We start from the raw sequence: 23,963 nt of genomic DNA on the forward strand, positions 1-23,963 counted from the left end.
GACGTTATTATATCATGTTTCTAAATTCGTATCAACTAGCAATCTAACAGCATATTATTTATAAAATTCATGGCACCCATATTGGACAACCTTTGTCAGACTATTGTCAAACCACTTAACACTTGACTGGCATGCCCGGCTTCTTGACATAAAATAGAGTGCTCCCTTTGAATCATCTTCTCCACTCAGCACTTTTTCAACAGCCTGTCTTGTCTCTTTGGTAATTTCAACTGAATAATACCTGCCATCTTTTACAGGTGAAAACTGATAACTTGACCCACTATGTTGAAATACAACTTTTTCCACTGTATTGGGAAACTTTTTGCTTTTAACACGATTTAGCACTACATTGGCTACCAGCATCTTGCCTTTTATATCTTCACCAGTTGCCTCTGCTTCTACAATCCTTAGCAAAACTTCTTTCTCTTTCTTTGACAATGTAACTGACTCTTTCTCTTCTTTCTTTTCCTTCTCAATCACTTTTGTTTTTTGAGACTTTTTCTTGCTCTTCTTTATTGCAAGAGCCTCTGTATTACTTTTAGATGCCTGATTGCTCTCTATTATCTCTTCTTTGGAAACTGATTTTAAATCTGCCGTTTTAAGATTTACCCCCAGCATACTTTCATCAACTGCCAGATTTTGTCCTTTTAGCATAATTCGGTTTTCAATTAGCGACTGATTTTCTAGTGTCTTTGTTACAAACTCCTTTGCCTGATTTTTTAGTCCAAAAGAACCATAAGTCGCCTGATATATATGAGCAAATTGTACTTGTGCTTTTTCTGCTGAGTTTTCCGCAAATTCATAAGTAAGACCAACTGTTCCCTTTTCCGCAGCATATACCCCTCCTGCATATGAGCTGTCCTGGCTGATTACTATAATAATTGCCACTAAGGCATATGCCATGATTAGCATACTTAATCTGCATCCTTTGAAAAGTAGTCCCCCTTCTTGAGTCTGTACAGGAAGAACTGAGTTTAAACGTTGCATAGATACTCCTCTTTTCTATCATTCTCATTTCTTGATTTTTTATCCATAACACTATGGGTTGCTTAGCATTGTAAAATAAAGTTCCTTTTTTTGTCAATATCGTTTAGCAATTTTTAGTAAACGTTACTTTTCAAAATACATTTTTTTCTAAACTGCCCAACAAATTCCACAACAAAACTTTATATTTGTTCTGTATTTTTATTTATTTTTTCCACTCGTTTGTTAATACTTTGTTAACGATTTATTAATAATTTTATTCCATATTTTTGGTTTTATTCATTAAAAATTAAATTCTAGTCTATATTTTCTTTATAGTCACTCTATTTTAGGGGTTTTATGTAATTCATATACAGATAGATTAGAAGCTTAGACTCCTTAATCTGTAACATTTATGTAACAATTTTTCTACACTTTTTTCTGTATCTTATGTTATAATATTTTTAAACAACAAGGGAATTTGAGGTGAAAAAATGTCTTTATTGCCAGGTGTTTATAAAGCTATTAAGAAAAATGGTGAAGTATATTACCGCAGTTCCATTACGTGTCAGAACCGCCACATTAGCTTAGGAAGCTATTCTTCTGAAGATAACGCTCATAAATCCTATCTGGAAGCTAAGAACATCTTAGAAACAGTTCAACTTTCCATTAGAGATTATGATGCCTGCGTCCCCGTTCTCTCTTTTGAAAAATGGGTTATATTGATAAATTTCAGAGATAGTGGCATTTATATTAAAACTCCCATTTATTTGAAGGACTCCTACTTTCTTTATTATATATCCATGAATGACATTCTGAAATTTGATGTAGATGACTTATTTTATTATTCAAATCATAAAATAATGAAGAGAGGCGGACATCTTTTTGTATCAGATTATGGAATGCAGGTAAATATTTTTTCCCGCTATGGTATAAAAAATTACGCTGTTGAAAATCGAGATTATAAATTTGTAAATGGAGACTCCCAAGATCTTAGGTATAGGAACATAGAAATTATTAATAGATATCATGGTGTTCGGAGAATTACCACTAATGGGCGGACTTCCTACCTCTCTGTTATTCATATTATTGGTAACTATAAGATTGGACTTTACCCAACAGAAATTGAAGCCGCCATAGCATATAATAAAGCCGTTGATTTATTAGAAAAGAAGGGGTTTCATAAAAATTATACCAAAAATTATATATCAGAACTGAATGCAATAACCTATGCATCCTTATATAATCGAATAAAAATAGGAAAAAGCATACGACTTCTATAATTTACTATCTTTTTTCAAAATCATATGCTATAATCTTAGTATATTATATTTCTTCTTCCATTTTCATAAAAGAGAGACTGATGTAAAACGCTTGCATCAGTCTCTTTTTATTTTTGCTTTTGGCATTTCCTTTTTGATGGAATCAATTTTTTAGATGCGGCCAGAATAAATATAAGAGCCAATATAAGCTGCACTGTAATACTTAATCCGAACCAGCTTTTTGAAGAATCCTTTATTAATGATATCTGATATAGAGAGCTCACTTTATTTTTTACACATGTTACCTCTGACAAAGAAAAGAAAGGATTCAATAATCCAATATACATAAACTTCTCTTGTTCAAAACTTCCTCCATATTTTACTGCTAAATTATTACTGGACCAAAAAATATTAAAAATTCTAACTAAAAACACCGTTCCAAAGACTGTAGATAAAACATAAATATACGTCCCTACGGTAGCTGCAATCGTTCTCTTGATCCATGCAGAAAAGAAAACACCCACACTTCCTATATAAATAGCTGCTACCAGGCATAGTGCAAAGAGTTTTACAATATCTGTAATTTTTACACCGCCAATTGAAAATACAATTGATACAATTGGAAAACTTGATACAATTAAGTGCATTATTATACCTATAGAAGAAAAAATCTTACCTATAATAACCTCATAGGATACTAAATTTGATGCTAATAGACTGTCCAAAGTTTTCCTTTCCTTTTCTCCTGCTATAGATCCCGCAGTAAGCAGTGGCACCATAACGCAAACCATTCCCAGTTCCGTTACGCCTATCATGTTAAACACCTGAAATATATTCTCATACTGAATCATACCTGAATAATTTGACTTCATAAAAAAGGAATAAAACATAATCAAGCTAACTGCACCTAAAAACAAGTTGAAGAAAGATATATATAAGAAGTTTCTCATTTTTCTGGAATTTAAAAGCATTTCCTTTTGATATATTGCATTAATATTCAAATCATCTTTCCCCTCCATTCAAATCAGGCTGGTGCACAATCGCATTAAACAATGCATCGAAATCACCTTTTATCCGGTTATAGGATCCAATTAATACCCCGCTGTTCGTAAGTTTTGTCAACAGCTTTGCCTGCTCATATTCATCACCACTAAACGTAATTGCTATCCTTTTATCTTCAATTGAAACCGTTCTTACCAGTACTTCTTCCTTTAATATCTTTAATGCTTTCTCTTCTCCCTCTAGTATTTGTATTACAATCGGATTGATAACATTAATAGAAGTAATTACTTCTTCTGTCTTTCCATGAATAATCATCTTTCCACGATCTAATACGCCAAAAGAAGTACAAATATCTGATATTTCAGGTAACATATGTGAAGTAATTAAAATAGTCTTTCCTAACTGCCTTAGTTTGACTAAAATCTTCTTAATTTCCTTTAACGCAATTGGATCAACTCCTGAATATGGTTCATCTAAAACTAGCACTCTGGGATTATGAATTATACTTCTTGCCAGAGACAACTGCTGTTTCATTCCTCTTGACAACCCATCTACCAACTCATTCTCTCTCTGCTCCAAATGTACAAACGAGAGTGCTTGATTACATACCTCTGTAGTCTTTTTCCCTCCATAGCCATAAGTAGACGCATAAAATTGCAAATATTCGGATACCTTCAAGCTTTCATAACTTCCAAAATCAGCTGGTAAATACCCAATCATTCGCTTTCTCTTCTTCTCGTTTACCACAATATTAATATCATCTACTCGCACTGCTCCACCATTAGGTTTAATAATACCAGCGATCACTCGTAAAATGGATGTCTTTCCCGCTCCTGACGGTCCGACCAGCCCAAACATTTCCCCTTCTGCTATATCTAGATTCAAGTCTTCCACTACTTTGCATTTTCCGTATGCTATCGATATATTCTCAAGTTGCAGCATCATTTCACCTCGCAAGTTGCTGAAATAATAGGCAGAGTCGCTAACGAATTATCTACCGTATTATCAAGCTGATAATATAAATATACTTTATTTTCTGCATCAAAATAATCCTCAATATCTTCAAGTGAAAGCACTTCTCCATTTTGATACAAATTAACATATTCTTGCAGCTTCCAATTCCATGCACTAATAGTCCCTTGAAACTGTAAATCATCATCCCCATTCTGCATCTGATTCAATTCTTCCAGATATAGAATACTACTCACCTTTACATCTGATGGAAACTGATACTCTGCAAGAACTTGATCTGATTCCATATAATTTCCAAAAGGATAGCATTCTCCCTCTAAATCATTCAGATATTTCTCGATATCTGGGATAATTCTTTCTCCTTGATAAGTTGCCTCAACCTGTTTTAACGGAATGATAACTGCCTGTATACCACTTCTTGTTGTTTGTTCATCCCCCATGAAACCAAGCTTCTTATCTACCTTCATAAATCCAATTAGCAGGCCGTCACTTTCTATACGTCGGTCAAATACATAGTTTTCTAGAACAGTGTACCTTTGTACTGCCTCTGCATCCTGAGTTAAAACATATGGACTTCCTCCAGAAATTTCTTCGAAAACATCAATACCTCCTGTATTATCATAAGGTGCAGTTCTTTCTACAAAAGGAAAATACTTGTTTTTGTCTGCAATATCAACCGATGTGCCATCAAAAAAATCACCAATATTAACTACTGTCAGATTAGTATACAAACAAACATTAGTTAAATTGTATCCCAGATTATTTGTAATGGTGCCTGATAAATTCAGATTCTTATAAAATAACTGACAGGATATTTCACCTTCCATGTTATGCACTGTGGATGCCTTTATAAAATTAGACTGAAATCTACCCGTGCTATTAATGTCTACAGTTGTAGTACCTTCTCCCAGTGTAATACCTGTTTTATAAAATGCATCCGAGTCTAATTCAACTGGTTCATAATAATAATTAAATACATCATCTCGTGAAGTTACTTGATAGTCTCCATCAATGGTATATTCTGTTTTTCCCTGAAACGGCTGCAAAAACCGGATAAAAGTATCCTCCTTTACCGTATCATCACCTAAAGAATATTCATATATAGAAATAAAGTCTAGGATAGGCTGACTAATTCGTGTTTTTGTACTCATTAAATAAATAATTCCAGTAAAAAAAACAGATAAAACATAAACCATAATCCACATCATTCTTTTCTTATCTCTTCTATTTAAAACAAGATATAAAACAGGTCCAATACATACAATATAGATTAAGTAAACTCCCATAAAAACCACTAACTTCGGCATATACTCTTTCTTTACCGTATTAAGCGAATTCACAAAATACATATCCTCAGATGTAATATCATAATCCTCATTCCGCAATTGATTTTTTTTAATCTGGCTTAAATTATCCAAAATTCCTTCTAGAAAAACAGTAACAAATTCTTCGTTGGAATCCGATACGTTGAAATCTTCTCGGTCTATACATCTTAATATCGTCCCACTTTTTACATCAAACCGATAAAATAAATCTTCATCCCACACATCTCCTACTACTTTCCCATTTATTAAATAATTCTCAAAGTAGCCATTTTCATTCTTACAATCCAGCCCTAACACTAAAGTTCCGCCGTCTTCTACCCATTCTACAATGATAGAACACATTTTATGGCTAAGCTGATCCAAATCAAACTTTTCCATATAAATGATATCCAGTGCACTTAAGCCCCTTTCTTCTTCTGGAAACTTGCTGATTTCTAGCGGAAATTGCTCCATTTCTCCTTGGCAAAGCTGATCCATACTTTCATACTCATCACTTATAATTCCCATAAAAACAGCCTTTGTACCACTGATCATTTGTATTTCATACTCATGTGAGTACATAATATTCCCATCTTGATCCTGAATACAAACTTTGTATGTCTTATAAAATCCGTCTGTAGGAACCACAATATTTATACTTTTGGTTACCTGACGGCTCAATATAATTTCTTTTTGATACATCTCATTACTGGCACCACTGCCAATAGGAATAATCACCTGCAAATACCCTTGAAACGTTTCAAGCTCCGTTGTCACTTCACAATGTACATTAGCAAATCTTCCATGCTTTACCGTTCCAGCTAATCCATAAGTTACCTTCATCTGAAATTCAGCTTTATTTTTTGCAGAAATCTGAATCGTTTCGTTTCTTGAAACACCTAATAGAACCATACTCAAAAGAAGAATCCCAACACGAACAAAACAGCAGGCAGCTTTCCTTCTATCTTTTCTTGTCATGTAGCTTGTTCCTCCTCTTTTGCTACATATTCTTTAAAAACAACATTAAATTCTGTTCCGTCAAAATCGCTTTTAACTGCTATAGAGCCATCGTGCATTGTAATAATGCGTTTTGCAATTGTTAACCCTAACCCGCTTCCTCCTGTTTCTCGTGAGCGGGAATTATCAACACGATAAAAACGATCAAAAATATTATCTAAATCTTTTTTAGGTATAACAGCCCCATAATTGACAATTGCTATTTTTATGTTTCCTTCTAGTATTTCTAATTTAATTCGTATTACTTTACCATCACGCCCATACTTAATTGCATTTACCATTAAATTTCCAATTGCACGAGCTAGTCGTTCTCCATCCGCAAAAATGAAACCTTCCTTTACATTAGAATAAAACTCTAGTTCTAACTCAGCTTCTTGAACACTTGGATAAAACTCCTCTATCATCTGCTCCATAAACTTTACAATATTAATCTTTTCTTTATAAAGCTTTACCTCTCCAGAACTATACTTTGTATATCGAAATAAATCTTCAATCAGATTCTCCAATCTTTTTGATTTATCATACGCAATTTCAATATATTTATCCTTTTTCTCAGCTTCAAGATTTTTGTTAACAGAAACTAAATATAGATATCCTATAATAGATGTCAGCGGTGTCCTTAAATCATGTGCAACACTAGTGATCAACTCGTTTTTTGCTTCTTCTGCCTTCCGTTCCTCTTTTATTAATAAATTAATTTTTCTAGACATATTATTAATCTGATCTGCCATTAATGCAAATTCATCATTACTGTTAACCATAATTTTAGCTTCAAAATTACCTAGTGAAATTTCATTAATTCCTGATATAATTTCTTTTAAGTAAATTGTAAACTTCCTAGTCATAACTAGAAAAAAAAGCACAAATAGCAATGCCCCTATTACAATGGCTATTATAATATATAAATATAAACTATTCGTAAAAATTCCTGAGGTTTTCTGATTATAATAATTCAAGTTTTCATTACCTGGATTAAAGTAAACATTATTAGAAATGTCCGGAAGCCGCTGCGTACCATCACCAACTTTTTCGCCAGAATGAGCTGCATCTTGAAAAAGAGTTTTTGCAGAATAAAAAATGCCAAAGAATACCAGCTCTGTTATTATTGTGTAAAGTAAACTTAAGAATGAGTATACAATAATCTGAACTCGAAAACTCTTCACTTTATTTGTCAATTTTATAACCCACTCCCCAAACTGTTTTTATAATCTTTGCATTTCTGGAATCAACTTCAATCTTCTCGCGAATACGTCTGATATGTACCATAACGGTATTATTTGCTTCAAACATTTTTTCATTCCAAACCCTCTCGAATATCTCGTCTGTACTAAAAACACGACCACGATTAGAGGCCAGTAAATATAAAATCTCAAATTCAATCGGTGTCAGTTTTACTTCTCTTCCATATGCCGTAACAGCGTGATTTTCTTTATGAATCACTAAATTCTCTAAATGCAGTTCTGTTTCCCTGTCTCTTTCTATTGTATTAGGATTTAATTCCGTATACCTTCTCAGCTGGGATTTCACTCTTGCCATTAATTCTAAAGGATTAAAAGGCTTTATCACATAATCATCTGCACCAGCACCTAATCCAATAATTTTATCCAAATCTGTTGATTTAGCACTTAAAAAAATAATAGGCACTGTACTTCCTTCCCTAATCTTTCGGCACATCATTAAACCATCCATACCCGGCATCATAATATCCAAGATTACCAGTTTAATCTTTGATTCCTCTAGAATTTTTAAACCTTCACTTGCAGAATACGCTTTTTCAACCTGAAATCCATCACTTACCAAATGTATTTCAACTAAATCAGCTATCTCTTTATCATCATCAACAACTAAGATTTTCTCGTTATCCATGTATCTTCTCCCAACCTGTCTACTTTATTAATAGTATCATACAAAATTTTATTAATCCTTACAAAATCCTTAATTTATTTAACTATTTGGCTTTTGTATTACACTTTCATGCCCATTTCTACTGGACTGCTCCTACTATATATAATAAAAAATATATAATTACCATAATTCCATTCCATACTAATCCTAATAGAGGAAAACGGTAATGTATCTCATCTCTTTTTAAAGCCAGAACCGCCAATATCAAACCAGCTGAAGAAAGCACAAAAAACAACACTCCCAGAACTCCCAGCTCAATTCCACCATTCCCACCTGAGCGGCTTGACAGAAAAAATAGTACTAGCATAGCAATAATTGTACTTCCACCAACTCCAGCAGATATGATACCCTGAACCGGATGAACCCGGTCTGAAAATGTGTAACTACCTGATTTCTTCTTTCTCATTTTCTGCCACCTTTCTCGTGCTTACCAAACAACAATTTTGCTGCAAAAAAAATAATATATCCTAGTATGCCACCTAGGGTATTCAAAAAAATATCATCTACATCAAAGCTTCCAACCCGAAGAACAAGCTGGAGCAGTTCTACAAATATAGTAAATTCTATTGTCAAGAATAATACATAAAAAAAATTCTTCTTCTTTCCTATTAATGGGACTGCAAAGCCAAAAGGAACAAACGCAGCAATGTTACCTAAAAAATTAATGACAAAATAAGAGGTATTACCTGCTCTTAAACACCAAAAAGAACGTTTTACCTCTTTTAAGAATTCCAAATTATATCGATACTCTAATGTTATTTCGCTTCGATTAAATCCTTCACTAAAAAACAAAAAATATAAAAGAGTTATAATATAAATCACAAACAATACCCTTGAAATATTTTTGATAATAATTTTATTTTGCTTTTCCAATGTGCCTCTCCTACAGTTCCTGTAAATCTTTATTTATTATAAACGATTCCTTTCAAGTCGTAAAGAGGAAAAAGGACACTTTTTTATATCTCTCCAGTAGTTGTGACTGTTAACATAGTTTAGTAAGAAAAAGAGTTTCAACATCTGCTTTAATATAAAAATTGCAGTAGTTGAAACTCTCCTCTTTGTAATACTCCTATTCCGTTACACTAGTACCCCATATACTTTTGTAATCAAATAGTTTTTCCAACATTTATACCTTCTCCAAAAACATAAATGTTATAATTAATTTAAATCTGCTCCGAATCCGCTATATGTTGAGTTTGTAATTTTTAAGAAATTACCTACATTAATGGAACCATCTGCATTTCTCCACAACGTATGTACATCTGCTCCTAAAGCTGGTGTACTAATTGATGCGAAATCAGAAGCTGTTGGTGCTGTTACAGCTGTGCCAACTTTTGTATTATTAATTGTTGTAGCACTTGTAACTAAATAATACTTTGAGCTGTTATAGTAAAGGGAATTGCTAATAGTTCCAATAAACTTGTCGCTTGCAATTGTATTTGTACTGAAGCCGATGCAGTTACTATAAGCTGCTCCACTTCCTGCTCTGTTAAACTGGAAGTTTGCTTTTCCTCCATCTGCACGGCTGTTGTTAAATGATGTACAATTTGATACCTTTAATGCAGTTGGGTTGTTGTTATCAGTAAAACCATGATTCTTGTTTTCAAAAGCAATACAGTTTGTAATAACATGAGCTGTTCCTACACCTGAGCCACCTAATTTGAAACCATTTCCATCACTATTATCTGTAAACACACCTGTTGAAGTAGAACCATTTCTAAAGGCAATGCAGTTTTTGATTGTTACTACACCAATTGGACCTGTTGCTGTCTTTGCATATAAATCCCAACCATCATCTACATTGTTGTAAGAAATACAACCATCGAATACATTTCCTTGACCACATGTTAATTTAGCAGCAAAACCATCTGCATTTTCTCCTGTTGCTGGATCCATGTTATTAAATGATGTACAGTTTTTAATTGTATTGTATGCTGGCCAGTCAGACATACTTGATAAACTGGAATTACGACGGCTGATTTGCAGACCAGTATCTCTGTTTGCATAAATCTTACACATTTCAATTGTATTATAATTTCCTGCAACAAATATTCCATTATCCGCTGCACCTGTCACTTCAATTCCATAAATATGCCAATAGTTTCCTTCTAGTTGAATTCCTCTTGCATTTGTTGCTGTATCTCCATAAGTTTGTGATGAAAAATTAAATACTACTTTTGCATTATTGTAAGGCTTGATTGTTTTATATTTTCCTGATGAACCATTGTTACCATAAGGTATTGTCAGCTGTGAAGCTGATGTATAGGTTCCTGCCAAACAATAAATTGTTCCACCTGCACTTATTGATGAAATTGCCGCTTCAATATTAGTAGGACTGTTTTGCGTACCATTTCCAGTTCCATTTGGAGAAACAAAAATATCTCCAGTTGTTACTACTGGTGTTGGCGTTACCACTGGTGTTGGCGTTACCACTGGTGTTGGTGTCACCACTGGTGTTGGCGTCACTACTGGTGTTGGCGTCACTACTGGTGTTGGCGTTACTATAGCAGTTCCTGACGTAACCTTCATATAGAAAATACCAATATTGTCATCTGGTGGATAAATAACATAAGTTCCTGCTTGTGGAAGATTAAATGTAAATTCCTTTAATACACTTGCCACAGTTGTTTCACTCTGTAAATCTGTTCCATTATAACTTAACGTAATTCTACGATCAGTACTTCCTCCACTCATCGCATATACTGTTAAAGTTCCTGAACTTGCTGCTGTAAACTTAACTGCTCTCTTAGTAGTTGTGCCCTTACCGCCTGATTTTGCACGCTGCGTAAAGGTTACACCGTTTAATGTTTTTGTACTTGAATCTACCGTCCAGCTTGATCCACCTGTAATAAAAGTAAATCCTTTTACAGTGAAATCGGAAGAATACGTTCCTGCCGCTATATCAGTTGATACATTTAACTCTAAAACTGCTGCTGACGTTGGTGTTGGTGTTACTACCACTGGTGTTGGTGTTACTACTACTGGTGTTGGTGTTACTACTACTGGTGTTGGTGTTACTACTACTGGCGTTGGTGTTACTACTGGTGTTGGTGTTGTTGCTGTTCCACCACTTGTATACGTATATTCCACACCATTTACTACATATTTAAATGTATAATTTAAACTATTTGGCATTGTACCTGTACCATTAAGTCCAAAGCTTACACTTTGCCCAGATCCAATGGACTGAGTATAGCTTTCTGGTGTAATCGTAATTGTGCTTCCAGATGTACTTACCTTTGCACACCAAATACTATTAATTGTAATATCCGAAGTACTTAATAGTAATTTCCAGTCTGTAATACTTGAACTCATTACATTCTTTATTGCCACATTCAAATTGTATCCACCAGTCCAACTGCTTCCACTTGTAGTTAATTCAATTGCATTTCCGTTTACTGGTGTTGGTGTTACCACTACTGGTGTTGGTGTTACCACTACTGGTGTCGGAGTTACTACTACTGGTGTTGGTGTTACTACTGGTGTTGGCGATACCGTTTGAGTTGGAGCAACAGTTGGTGTAATACTGCCGGAACCATAACTTGTCTGCATCCACTCTGTAGCAGTCATACTTATAGTACCTGCTCCTACCCGTCCACTTTGTACACTTTCTAATGTTGATGCTGGATATACATTATAAGAATATCCTAAACTTGATTTAAATGCATTTACGTCAAATGCTAATGGTGTACATGGCCACGGACATAATAATGTTCCACTATCGGAACTATTACCTGTAAAAGAATATGTTCCTGTATAGGATTGTGGTATTACACTTGAATATTCACTCCATGAACGACTAATATTATTTATAGTATACCTTGTATTAAGTGCTGCTATTTTTCCAGTTAAAGAAGAATCATCTGGATCTGTGTTGTTATTTCTTAAAGGAATGTTAATATTTTTAATATCACAGTTCTCTAGTAAAATAGAACCACCACAAGCTGAAATAGCACCATTGCTTACAATTTTCAAATTACTTGGCATGGAAATTCCACGGCTAGACAAAGAATTTTTCAAATTCCATGTGTCAGTACAATCCATAATACAATTGTAAACATGTACTTTACCACCACGTAATCTTGGCAGACGATCTGTTTGTTCTTTATAATAATTGTTTGCAAATGTAGCACTTAATTGACTCATTGTGCTGTCACTGTCAGAATGACCAATCAAATGAGTCTTTTTTTGAGCTGCTGCATATGTACACATTTCATCAAATGATACCCCAGCATTTCTTGCTGCTTTATAGTTACTAAAACTTGATTGATTGTTTTCAAGATAATTCATCATAGTCATAAAGAATGCATCATCTTTGCTTCCAGGTAAAAAAGAACACCAGGAAACGGTAATGTCATGAGATGCTTTCTTAATATCAATCATACCATCGTATGCTTTATGAAATGTACAGTGATCAATCCATATATTATAGCTTGCACCTTCGATAGTGAAATAATCCCAGTCATTGCTATCATAGGAACCACCGTCATCCCATTCCCAAATTTCATCAAATTCAATGTTTCTAATAATTAAATTGTTTGTTTCACCTTTCACTGTAAAACAAGCATGCTTAATCTTAGCACCATTCTTTGAAAAAATTGTCAAATTACTTCTTTCTTGAATATATACCTTCGATACACCTGTTTGCAATAATGTTGGATGTGTTTTTGGTGTATTTGCTGCACTTACATTGTAAGATTTAGCTGTGTCTGATAATAAATTATACCCTAAATCAATATCTGCTGTTAATTCAATGACTCTAGGCCCATCCCATACTTTATTTGTACTAGGATCTTTCTTATTAATTGCTGCCAGAAATTCTTCTGCTGTACTAACTTTTATGTAGTTTGAAGAACTCTCACTAATTACTCCTCCGCCTGTAACGTTAGTAGCCTGTGCCAAACCTTCCATGTCGAAACCAGTTAAATCTGCTGCCTTTACAACCTGTGATACCATATTTTGTGGTAGTATCATTGTAAGTACTAATACGCAGACTAATAGTATTGATATTTTCCTATTTACTTTTTTTGCACACATATTTACCTCCTATAATAATAAAAAATAAGTGACTTATTCTACTGTTTATCTCATTAGTAAAAATATAAAATAACTTTGAATATATAAATAAGCTTACAAATCTTATTAAAGAACGTTTTCCCTCCTCCTTCCATTCATAAATTAAAATTTGATAAGCCTACTTTCTACTAAATATGTCCTTCATATGTGTTTTTTTCGACTAAAAAATATGTACTTAATGAAATCTTAACATTTTTTTTATAATACTATAATATACTGTTTTGTAAGTACTTACAATCATCAAAAGAACTAATTTTTAACTATATTTTTTGTGCAAACTATACATTTACTTGTAATAGTTGTTCTATTAGTTGTATATTCTGACTATTGCAATTCAAAAAAGCATATACTATTATAATGTAATTCGAATGTTTTTAAGAAAGGAATTTATATATGAAAATATTATCCCTATACAGAAAACTATTAGCTTTTATGCATAAATTAAGAGATGATTATGTGTCAAGCTTCTCTGCACAAGCTGCCTTCTTCATTATCATCTCTGCTTTTCCTTTTGCTATGTTTTTGCTTACTTTAATCCAGTACCTTCCATTTACTGAAAGCACATTGCTTTCTTTAGTTGCAGAATATATCCCCCCCGCAATAAATGCTACTGTAATTTCTATAATTACAGAAATATATGATAAAGCCTCTGGAACTATTATTTCTATTACTGCAATTACTGCTCTATGGTCTGCATCCAGGGGGTTTCTTGCCGTTATTCGCGGACTAAACAGTGTATATGGCATCCACGAAACTAGAAACTATTTCAAACTAAGGCTGGTTTCAACTTTTTATACATTGAATTTTGCCATCATGCTCATATTATCTATGTGCTTTCTCGTATTTGGAAACAGCCTCTTTCTATGGATTCAGCACAGGCTTCCAAAATTGGAGGAACTGGCTTTAGTTATTATAAGCCTCCGCACGATTGTTATTATGCTAGTGTTAGTCACTTTTTTCCTGGCTCTGTATCTGTTTGTTCCAGATCGAAAATCCAAACTACTAAACGAACTACCAGGTGCAATTTTGTCCGCAGCAGGATGGCTTATTTTTTCCTATCTCTATTCCTATTATATCGAGCACTTAAGTAACTTTTCCTACACCTACGGAAGCTTAACAGCTATCGTTTTATTAATGCTTTGGCTCTATGCCTGCATGTATATTTTATTTATTGGCGGTGCAGTTAACGTCTGGCTGAAAGTGCTTACAGATAAAGATTAGACATTTCCATGTCATGGTAGTAATGAGCCAATACTTCTTCATAACTTTTACCTTGCTCTACCATTGCTTTAGCACCATTTTGGCTCATACCAACTCCATGTCCATAGCCTCCTCCATAAAATGTGAAATTTGTTGAATTGTTCTTTGACTTTTTTGTCACATAGAAAAAAGCACTTGGAAGCATTTTCATTCCATCTATTATAGAATTGTCTTTTCTTGTAATCTTGCTATTTAATGGTGCTAACAATAATCTGATGTTATACTCAGACAGAACCTTAATAGTTGCCTCAGAACCTTGTAGAATCACCTCATTTACCAACCCACTCTTTGTTCTGTTTGCAATTTCTATTTCTTCTAGCATTCCAATTGATTGAATGAAAGCACTTACAAACTTACCACTTTTATCTTTTTTTAATATTAGACTTGGATTTACTTCATACCTTGCTTGCAGGTTTTTATCTATTGCATCAGTAAGTTCCTTTCCGCTTACAGTAGTTTTCCATCGATACCATGGAAATTCTGCATCATAGGTTTCCAGATTTTCATTTTCCAGAAAATCGTGAAATGTTTCTTCATTTGACAAGTCTGCACTTTCTGTATCACTTTCTTCTTTTTCACATTGCAGGGTTCCCTGGAGATAAGGTACTTCCACAGTATTCAGCCATACTTCCTGAGCACTAGCAGTATAACCGCAGGAGGTTGAGAAATAATAGGTTGCAATAATTTCCCCTTCATAGGTCATTACCTGCCCATACGTTTCTTTCACTGCCTGAGTGCATACATCTGACTCAAAGATATTATTATATACCTGGGAAGAAACACTATCATCTACATGGGCCCCATATTCCCCATATCTATTTTCCATCAGTTGATTATACGCGTAAGTTCTTGCACAAACTGCCTGTACTTTCAATGCCTCCAACCCATAGGAAGCAGGCATTTCACTTGGAATTACACTGTATAAATATTCCTCCAATGAAAGTTCATTTACTACAACTAGTTTTCCCTCTTCTACCGAAACTTCCAAAATTCCCCTGTATGATGGTGCGCCATCTGCCCGTTTAATGGAAGAAATTTTAATTTTTCCATTCTCTTCACTAGACATAATTTTAATTCTTCCCTCTTTCAGGAGAGGACTATCCTTATCTAAAACAATTTTTTTCTTGGCTGCATACGTTTTTTCTTTCTCTCCCATAATTATTTTGAATTTAGAGGTAGAGGTAATTGTTACTGAATCGTGTAATGGACCTTCATAATCTGTTGTACTGATTAATACCCTGATGTTTTTTGCAACAACATCTCCTTCAATTAGGGCAGCACATACCTGTCCACCTGCTACAATGAAACGGGTGTTACTATATCCCACTAATATTGCATTTGCGTTTTCCATCGTAAGTTCTTTTCCCATTTTATAGATAACAAACTGTTCCGAAAGAGGTAGTTTTTTTGTATCCTCTTTCGTTTCAACTTCAATATAATCTGATTTTGTAGTTAATACCCTGCCTTCAATTACTTCAGGCTTTAATTGAATTTCTTCCACCTTCCCATCTTTTAAATAAACATCTCCAATTGTCTCCTTAATCTCCTTGCTAATCATCTTGGTTGCAGAATATGTATATTCACTCCCTTTATAAAACACCTTTACTTCCTGATCCCTTCCTGTTAAAATCCATGCATTATAAAGAACTGTTTCTTCTGGCTCCTTTGGACTCTCTGGACTTTCTGTTACTTCATCTGGTCCGGTACTTTCCAGATTAGTAAATACAGCTCTGGCATAAATTCCTGTTAAAATAAGCAGACTGAATAGTAAAAAAAATACTTTTCTTTTCTTTTTCACCTTGTCCCTCCCTTTTCTATATGTAATTGTTATAGTGTATTATATTAGACAAGTACAAATAATATGTTGTCCCACATAAAATAACACGATATGCTTGTAAAATCAATATTATCATTGACTATTAATTTTTTTTTTGCTACACTCATTTTGGTATCATAACCATAAATTTACTCACTGAGGAGGATTCAAATGTTAGAACAGTTATTTAAATTAAAAGAGCATAATACTACTGTAAAAACAGAAATTCTGGCCGGAATTACCACATTCATGACAATGGCCTATATTTTAGCAGTCAATCCAACTACCATGACTGCATTTAATGACATTTTACAACTGCCGGCAGACGCCCAGATGAACCCAAGAGGCGTTTTTCTAGCAACTGCACTTGCATCGTTTATTGGAACTTTATTAATGGCGTTTTTAGCAAATTATCCCTTTGCGCTAGCTCCTGGTATGGGACTGAATGCTTTATTTAGTTACACAGTTGTAATTCGATATGGATACTCCTGGAAAGTGGCATTAACAGCCGTTTTTGTAGAAGGTATCATATTTATTTTATTATCTTTGACAAATGTACGAGAAGCAATTTTTAATTCTATACCCCAGACACTTAAGTATGCCGTTAGCTGCGGTATAGGACTGTTTATTGCATTTATCGGATTGCAGAATGCTCATATTGTAATCGGTGATCAAAATGTACTGGTTGCCCTCTATTCTTTTTCAAAGGAAACCTTTCATACAACTGGAATTGGCGTTATTTTGGCATTGTTTGGTGTCCTAATTACGTCCATTCTTTTAGTAAAAAGAGTAAAGGGAGGTATTTTAATTGGAATACTAATTACCTGGGTTCTAGGAATTATTTGTGAACTAACTGGAATTTATGTGGTTGATATCGATGCGCGTTACTATAGTATGATTCCTGATTTCTCAGGTGGATTACATCTAGACGCACTCGGTGATGTTGCTTTTAAAGTTGATTTTAAAAATATTCTATCTATGGACTTCGTTGTAATCATATTCTCTTTCCTTTTTGTTGATATGTTTGATACGTTAGGAACCTTAATTGGTGTTTCCTCCAAAGCAAACATGCTTGATAAAGACGGTAAATTGCCAAAAATAAAAGGTGCTTTACTGGCAGATGCAATTGCTACTACTGCTGGTGCGCTATTGGGAACTTCTACAACTACCACTTATGTTGAAAGTGCTACCGGCGTATCGGAAGGCGGCCGTACTGGTTTAACTGCTGTCGTAACAGCCCTGCTCTTTGGTATTTCAGTATTCTTATCCCCAGTATTTATTGCAATTCCTTCATTTGCAACTGCACCAGCTCTTATTGTAGTCGGTTTTTATATGATGGGTAGTGTGGTAAAAATAAATTTCGAGGACATGACCGAAGGTATTCCAGCATTTATTTGTATCATTGCAATGCCATTTATGTATAGTATATCAGAAGGTATCTCTTTAGGTATTATTTCTTATGTGCTCATTAACGTGCTTTGTGGCAAATTTAAAGAAAAGAAAATTAGTCTTTTGATGATCATTTTAGCAATTTTGTTTGTATTAAAATACTGTTTACTGTAACGCAATCAAAATGTCTTACAAGGGATATCAGATCCTTTGTAAGACATTCTTATAAACTCTATTCTTCTGTAGCTTTTACTTCTTCTGTAGCCTCCACTTCTTCAGCCTTCAGATTCTCTTCGCCGTCAAATAGCGAAAGATAGGTTGATTCATCAAAACTATATACCGCATCACCATCATCTAGCATTCCATAGTATCCCCCTTCAATAGGTATTGCACTTCCTAGTTCTAATACCACACAGGTACCATTCTCTAACGTCAGGGTTGCTGTTGCTGCTGGGTTGTCTAATCCGTATTCCCCTAGAGAATCGTTCCGATCCAGTATAAGCTTATTTGCAGTAACAGTAGAAAGTGCCGAGATAATATTGTTTATTTCTGTTTCATTCACAACAAACTTTTCGTCGTCTGCCTTTTTCCACATTTCATCTTTCTTTACAAATTCCAGCGTTCCATTTTCATTTTCAAGCTTTACTTCTACTGCTGATTCACTATCTACTGTCATTAATGTGATTGTTTCAACAGAAGTTTCCCTTTCCTTCTTCTTATTACTATAATTCAAAACGGCAATATATCCCAATACCGCAATTATCATAAATAGAAATAAGGTCACGATAATTCTGACTTCCTTTTTTTCCTTCCTGCTCACTAACATTTCCTCCTTTTTACCCATACTACAACCCCAACAATTAAAATTGCTCCAGGGATAATGAATACAAGAACAGCTCCCCATAAATTAGCCATGTTTCCTGCTATCGTAATATAGTTTTCATCAAAACTTTTAGAAGGAATACTAATACCAGCTTTCACTTCTGTCATCCATGAAATACTGTCATTTAATATATTTAAATTACCAAATTGATTAGTGGCTACAATATTAGAATCAATTACATACGGAGTTGACATAATGATTAGCTTGGCTTCTTTTGCCTCTTCACCTTCCTCTGCATCCAGTGTTTCAGTCACTGCAACTCCAAGACTAAAGGGTCCTTTGATGTCTCCATCCTCCATTTCAATGGTATTAGAATTTACATCCACCTTTGAGAATGAATCTGGTGATGTATCTAAGAAAGAAACTACCGAAAGTGTATCTCTTAACTCACTTTGAATCGTAAGCCCCTGTGCGTAAGGAATTACTGCATATTTTCCTTCTGCCTCGGCTGTAGCTGTAACTTCATGGCTGACATAATCAGGTACCAAATAGGTTGGCATATTATTCATATAATAGCCTGCTCCTTCGACTACAATTCCTTCAACCGTTTCCACTCCGTAATTTCCCAAAAATTCATAGAATACATCCATTTTTTCTGTGGTATAGGATGTAAATATAATTGCTTTTCCCCCATTTTCCATATAATCTTTTATAATAGATATTTCTGACTCCTGAAAATCATATACTGGACCATTAATAAGAAGCAAGCTGCAATCATCTGGTATACTTTCAGCAGTCAGGGTAGATAACTCTTCTGTCGTAACATTCTGCTTTTCAATGGACTTAATCACCATTTCATTTAGTGCCGTTTCTCCATGCCCTGTAACAGTATATATTTTAGGAAGTTCGTTACTTGTTACATAGGAAATGGCAGAAGTCAGCTGGCCTTCCACGTCTATTCCAGAGTGATACGACTGATAGCTGGAATAATCAATATCAGTAATATATAATTCTTCTGATGGTAAATATCTGGAGACACCTGTCGTATTATTTACTACAATTAAGCTGTTGTTACTCACATCTTCACTTGTATATTGGGCACAAAAGGCAGGATACAATACTGGATCTTTTTTTACAACATTAATTTTTTCACCAGTCTTTTCGTACTTACTTACAATTTTCTCGATTAAGCTATCCTCACTTCCATCTTGAACAACATAATAAATAGTAATATCATCCTCTAATCCTTTTACTAAATCAATTGTTGCATCTGAAATCGAATAAAGTCCATTTTTGCTTAAATCAAAGGTTAAGTCAAGCACGCTGAAAGCCATGTTGATTAAAATGGCTGTAACGGTTACAAAAACCATTACACCTGTTCTATACAAACCAGCAATATTTCGTTTGTCACATAAAGATTGTTTTGTAAACAACACTGCTAAAACAACAAATAAAACTGCTACACTAATATAATAAACAATTGCAGTCATATCGAATATGCCCAGTGAAAAATTCTCATATCGATCCATTACAGAAAACCAACTTAGTACCTTCACCAGCAGATTATCAAATAATTCTGGTTTTATTCGGTATACTATAACAAGCACTGCCTCAATCCCCACAAAAAGACCAATAGAAATTTTTATTTTTCGCATTGTTAAATAGATTATATAGCAGAATAGCACTGCCAGAATGGATATCATAATCAAACATGATAATTTGTCGCTTGGCAGCATACTGGCTATTCCAGTCATTAAGTATGTCAGCAGCATAACGAGAAAGGTTACTACTGCCGCAATCACCTGGCTCTCTGTTAAAATCGAAATGAACAAACCAATTGCAATGTAAGCTGCTCCCATTAACGTAAACCCAAGAATACTTGCATATGCGGTTCCAAACGAAACAGTTCCATAAAGACTTAAAATCAATGGATAAGTACAAGTAACCATAATGCAGACTAAAAATAATGTTATTACTGCAAGATATTTTCCTAAAATGATTTTATAGATTGAAACAGGAGACGTAAATAACAGCTGATCTGTCTTTTGCCTTTTTTCTTCTGCCATTAATTTCATAGTTAATATCGGCACCAGAATAATGTACAAAAAATTAATTGTATTTAAAACATATTCAAAATTTGCAAGTCCATACACCATGTTATATGCATAAAAATATATTCCTACAATCGCCAAAAAGAATGCGATAAACACATATCCTATCATAGAATGGAAATATGATCTCAATTCCTTTTTATATATCGCTAACATAAGTCTTCTGCCTCCTTTGTTAATTGCAGGAATATCTCTTCTAGGGAAGTAGAAATACCCTTCATTTCATAAATCGGACACTCTGCTTTTGCAAACGCATAAAATATTTTTTCTCTAAGCTCTTCCTCTTCTGAATAAAAAATTTTGCAATGTACCAATTCACTAGTCTCTTTTTCAATAAATTTAATTTCCTGAATTTCTTCTATTTCAGTTATAATCTGCTCCACTGCTTCTTTTGATGCCTTTACGCTTAACTCAATACCTGTCGCTCCCTTCTGCTGTTTTACTAGGTTATCTGGCGTGTCACGCACTACAAACCTTCCTTTATTTATAATCATTACTTCATCACACACCGCACTTACCTCTGAAAGTATGTGGGAGCTTAAAATAATCGTATGCTTTTCACTTAGTTTTTTAATCAAATCTCTAATTTCAATAATCTGCACAGGATCTAAACCAACTGTAGGTTCATCCAAAATAATCAGCTCTGGATACCCCATGATTGCTCCTGCTAAACCAACCCTCTGCTTAAATCCTTTTGATAAATATCTAATCAAACGTTCCTGAACCTCTGTCAATCCAGTCATTTCTTCAATTTCATGAATCATTTCTATTTTATCTGTTTTTTTAACACCCTTTAAATCCGCTACAAATTCCAAATATTCCTTTACTTTCATTTCTGGATAAATTGGCGGAATTTCCGGCAAATATCCTATTGACTGTTTTACAATCTCTGGTTCTTCCGTAATTTCATAACCATTTACCCTGATAGTTCCCTCCGTAGGAGCTATATATCCTGTAATCATATTCATTGTAGTTGATTTACCTGCACCATTCGGACCTAGAAATCCAAGAATTTTACCTTTTTCCAGTGTAAAGGATAGCTGATCAACCGCTATATAGTTATCATACTTTTTCACCAGGTTAGTTACTTCGATCATTATCTTCCCTCCTAATAACTATTACATTTTAATTCTACTTGCAGAATATCAAAATATTGTGTACAAATTATGAAATATTTTGTGTTCACAGAATTTTCAAAATTAGAATTTTCTTCAAATAAAAAAAACTCCATAAACAATTTCTTGCTTATGGAGAGAATCAATTTTTATTTATTGTTATCCTACTACATCACTCATATCATACAGACCTGGTTCTTGTCCAGCTAAAAATTTGGCGGCTTCTACGGCACCTTTTGCAAAAACAGCTTTTGAATAGGCCGTATGTTTAAATTCAATTACCTCATCTGTTCCTGCAAAAATCACTTCGTGCTCGCCAACGATTGTTCCACCCCGTATTGCTGAAATACCAATCTCTTTTTTTGTTCTTTTTTCTCTTACTCCAGAACGGTCATAAACATAATTATATTCCTGGTTCAAAGCTTCATTAATAGAATCTGCCAAAAGCAATGCTGTTCCTGATGGTGCATCTACTTTCTGATTATGATGTCTTTCAACAATTTCTATGTCAAAATCTGCGGCCGCCAATGCAGTTGCCGCTTTTTGTAACAATTTACTTAATATTGTGATTCCCAAAGACATATTTGCAGACTTAAAAATTGCTACCTTGCTGCTGGCTTTTTTAATATTCTGAATCTGTTCTTCAGAAAGTCCTGTTGTACACAAGACAATCGGAATATTTTTATTAATTCCATACTCTAAAAGCTTGTCATTTGCCTTTGGAGATGCAAAATCAATAATAACATCTGCTTCTATCTCACATTTTTCTATAGAAGAAAATACTGGGTAACCATTATCTCTATTATCTACAATATCAACTCCTGCAACAATACTGGCAAATTCATCTTTTTGTACAATGCCAGAAATGACTTGACCCATAGCCCCATTACAACCGTGCATTATAATTCTTGTCATTTTTTACACCATCTGCATATTACATCTGGTTACAGATATAATACTGCCATATTTATACAGGTTGAAAGAATCATTATATGGCAGACCTTTCTCATTATATTTTCTTCCAACCTTTTTATCCGTTTAGATAATTCCAAGCCTCTTCATTTCAGCTTCCATTACATTTTTCGTTGCTTCTTCCATTTCTGTCAGTGGTAAACGTAAGCCACCTACCTCCATTCCCATCAGATTCATAGCTTTTTTAACTGGAATAGGACTAACTTCACTAAATAGTGCCTTGATAAATGGTATATATTTTAATTGCTGTTCCAGACTGCCCTGGAAATCACCATTAAAAAATCTCTCTACTATGTCATGTGTTTCCTTTGGTAGAACATTGGATAAAACAGATATTACACCTTTTCCGCCAAGTGAAAGAATTGGCAGTATTTGATCATCGTTACCAGAATACAAATCGATTTTCCCATCTGTCAGATTCATAATCTGTGCAACTTGCGATACATCCCCTGTTGCTTCCTTCACACCTACAATATTGTCAACTTCATGATATAACTTTGCAAGTGTCCCAGGTAATAGGTTACACCCTGTTCTAACTGGTACATTATATGGAATTACAGGAATCTTCACTGCATCTGCAATTGCTTTAAAATATGCAATTAATCCATTTTGTGTTGCCTTGTTGTAATATGGTGTAACAACCAGCAATCCATCTGCTCCATCTTTTTCTGCCAGAACCGAAAGTTCAACTGCTGTCTTGGCACAATTATTACCTGTTCCTGCAATAACAGGAATCCTCTTTTTCGTAAAATTTACACATGCCTTCACGACTTCTGCATGTTCTTCTTCTGATAAAGTTGCGCACTCTCCTGTTGTACCACAAACAATAATTGCATCAGTGTTGTTCTTCACTTGAAATTCTACTAATTCCTCTAACTTTTCGTAATTTACCTCTCCGTTTGCCTTCATCGGTGTAATTAATGCAACACCAGCACCTGTAAAAATTGCCATAATAAAACCTCCTTTAATTTATATA

At 34.2% G+C, this 23,963-nt stretch carries 18 protein-coding genes; 3 read left to right on the forward strand and 15 right to left on the reverse strand.

The annotated features are described in order from the left end of the window. Nucleotides 1-54: 54 nt before the first annotated feature. Entirely contained in the window at nucleotides 55-987 is a 933-nt protein-coding gene (locus BM305_RS00935; protein WP_092558816.1) for a cell wall hydrolase, read from the reverse strand. A 470-nt stretch (nucleotides 988-1,457) separates the two neighbouring features. Here BM305_RS00935 and BM305_RS00940 point away from each other — a divergent pair, with 470 nt between their 5' ends. Further along, complete coding sequence (locus BM305_RS00940; RefSeq protein WP_092558817.1) at nucleotides 1,458-2,246, forward strand: hypothetical protein; 789 nt, start codon at nucleotides 1,458-1,460, stop codon at nucleotides 2,244-2,246. Nucleotides 2,247-2,353: 107 nt separating this feature from the next. Here BM305_RS00940 and BM305_RS00945 read toward each other — a convergent pair whose 3' ends face one another. The 8 genes from BM305_RS00945 to BM305_RS18865 all read right to left on the reverse strand — a co-directional run bounded on the left by BM305_RS00945 (nucleotide 2,354) and on the right by BM305_RS18865 (nucleotide 13,462). After that, nucleotides 2,354-3,244, reverse strand: coding sequence for an ABC transporter permease (locus tag BM305_RS00945; RefSeq protein ID WP_330393388.1), 891 nt, complete (start codon nucleotides 3,242-3,244; stop codon nucleotides 2,354-2,356). Then, a complete protein-coding gene (locus BM305_RS00950; protein WP_092558819.1) occupies nucleotides 3,228-4,172 on the reverse strand; it encodes an ABC transporter ATP-binding protein in 945 nt (314 codons plus the stop codon). The genes BM305_RS00945 and BM305_RS00950 overlap by 17 nt, the downstream gene beginning before the upstream one ends. Then, nucleotides 4,169-6,481 carry a hypothetical protein gene (locus BM305_RS00955; RefSeq protein ID WP_092558820.1) on the reverse strand — a complete coding sequence of 771 codons (2,313 nt, stop codon included), beginning with the start codon at nucleotides 6,479-6,481 and terminating at the stop codon, nucleotides 4,169-4,171. Before BM305_RS00955 ends, BM305_RS00950 begins: the two co-directional genes overlap by 4 nt. Continuing rightward, on the reverse strand, nucleotides 6,478-7,683 hold the full coding sequence (locus tag BM305_RS00960) for a sensor histidine kinase (protein WP_207649447.1): 1,206 nt from the start codon (nucleotides 7,681-7,683) through the stop codon (nucleotides 6,478-6,480). The genes BM305_RS00955 and BM305_RS00960 overlap by 4 nt, the downstream gene beginning before the upstream one ends. Before the next feature lies 1 nt (nucleotide 7,684). Further along, nucleotides 7,685-8,386 (reverse strand): response regulator transcription factor, encoded by a 702-nt coding sequence (locus BM305_RS00965; protein WP_092558822.1) that lies wholly within the window; start codon nucleotides 8,384-8,386, stop codon nucleotides 7,685-7,687. A 118-nt stretch (nucleotides 8,387-8,504) separates the two neighbouring features. Then, entirely contained in the window at nucleotides 8,505-8,831 is a 327-nt protein-coding gene (locus BM305_RS00970; RefSeq protein ID WP_092558823.1) for a DUF6142 family protein, read from the reverse strand. Further along, on the reverse strand, nucleotides 8,828-9,298 hold the full coding sequence (locus tag BM305_RS00975; protein WP_177214483.1) for a VanZ family protein: 471 nt from the start codon (nucleotides 9,296-9,298) through the stop codon (nucleotides 8,828-8,830). Before BM305_RS00975 ends, BM305_RS00970 begins: the two co-directional genes overlap by 4 nt. Nucleotides 9,299-9,583: 285 nt before the next feature. Continuing rightward, nucleotides 9,584-13,462 carry a pectate lyase family protein gene (locus tag BM305_RS18865; protein ID WP_092558825.1) on the reverse strand — a complete coding sequence of 1,293 codons (3,879 nt, stop codon included), beginning with the start codon at nucleotides 13,460-13,462 and terminating at the stop codon, nucleotides 9,584-9,586. A gap of 471 nt (nucleotides 13,463-13,933) precedes the next feature. Here BM305_RS18865 and BM305_RS00985 point away from each other — a divergent pair, with 471 nt between their 5' ends. After that, entirely contained in the window at nucleotides 13,934-14,722 is a 789-nt protein-coding gene (locus BM305_RS00985; protein WP_242940429.1) for a YihY/virulence factor BrkB family protein, read from the forward strand. Here BM305_RS00985 and BM305_RS00990 read toward each other — a convergent pair. Beyond that, nucleotides 14,706-16,559 carry a SpoIID/LytB domain-containing protein gene (locus tag BM305_RS00990; protein ID WP_092558827.1) on the reverse strand — a complete coding sequence of 618 codons (1,854 nt, stop codon included), beginning with the start codon at nucleotides 16,557-16,559 and terminating at the stop codon, nucleotides 14,706-14,708. The genes BM305_RS00985 and BM305_RS00990 overlap by 17 nt on opposite strands. Before the next feature lie 189 nt (nucleotides 16,560-16,748). Here BM305_RS00990 and BM305_RS00995 point away from each other — a divergent pair, with 189 nt between their 5' ends. Next, on the forward strand, nucleotides 16,749-18,140 hold the full coding sequence (locus BM305_RS00995; RefSeq protein WP_092558828.1) for an NCS2 family permease: 1,392 nt from the start codon (nucleotides 16,749-16,751) through the stop codon (nucleotides 18,138-18,140). 58 nt (nucleotides 18,141-18,198) lie between these two features. On the opposite strand, the gene BM305_RS01000 is transcribed toward BM305_RS00995, so the two are convergent. From BM305_RS01000 to dapA, 5 genes are all read right to left on the reverse strand, one after another. Continuing rightward, the gene (locus BM305_RS01000; protein ID WP_177214484.1) at nucleotides 18,199-18,786 is read right to left on the reverse strand and encodes a DUF4340 domain-containing protein; all 588 of its coding nucleotides are present in this window, start codon (nucleotides 18,784-18,786) and stop codon (nucleotides 18,199-18,201) included. Then, on the reverse strand, nucleotides 18,786-21,056 hold the full coding sequence (locus BM305_RS01005; protein ID WP_092558830.1) for a Gldg family protein: 2,271 nt from the start codon (nucleotides 21,054-21,056) through the stop codon (nucleotides 18,786-18,788). Before BM305_RS01005 ends, BM305_RS01000 begins: the two co-directional genes overlap by 1 nt. Further along, complete coding sequence (locus BM305_RS01010) at nucleotides 21,050-21,997, reverse strand: ABC transporter ATP-binding protein (RefSeq protein ID WP_092558831.1); 948 nt, start codon at nucleotides 21,995-21,997, stop codon at nucleotides 21,050-21,052. Before BM305_RS01010 ends, BM305_RS01005 begins: the two co-directional genes overlap by 7 nt. Nucleotides 21,998-22,174: 177 nt before the next feature. After that, nucleotides 22,175-22,930: a 4-hydroxy-tetrahydrodipicolinate reductase gene (gene dapB, locus BM305_RS01015; RefSeq protein WP_092558832.1), complete on the reverse strand. Its 756-nt coding sequence runs from the start codon at nucleotides 22,928-22,930 to the stop codon at nucleotides 22,175-22,177. Nucleotides 22,931-23,053: 123 nt separating this feature from the next. Beyond that, complete coding sequence (gene dapA / locus BM305_RS01020) at nucleotides 23,054-23,938, reverse strand: 4-hydroxy-tetrahydrodipicolinate synthase (protein ID WP_092558833.1); 885 nt, start codon at nucleotides 23,936-23,938, stop codon at nucleotides 23,054-23,056. Nucleotides 23,939-23,963 lie beyond the last annotated feature (25 nt).

Origin of the sequence: Anaeromicropila populeti, from assembly GCF_900112775.1 — a bacterium.
GTDB lineage: Bacteria > Bacillota > Clostridia > Lachnospirales > Lachnospiraceae > Anaeromicropila_A > Anaeromicropila_A populeti.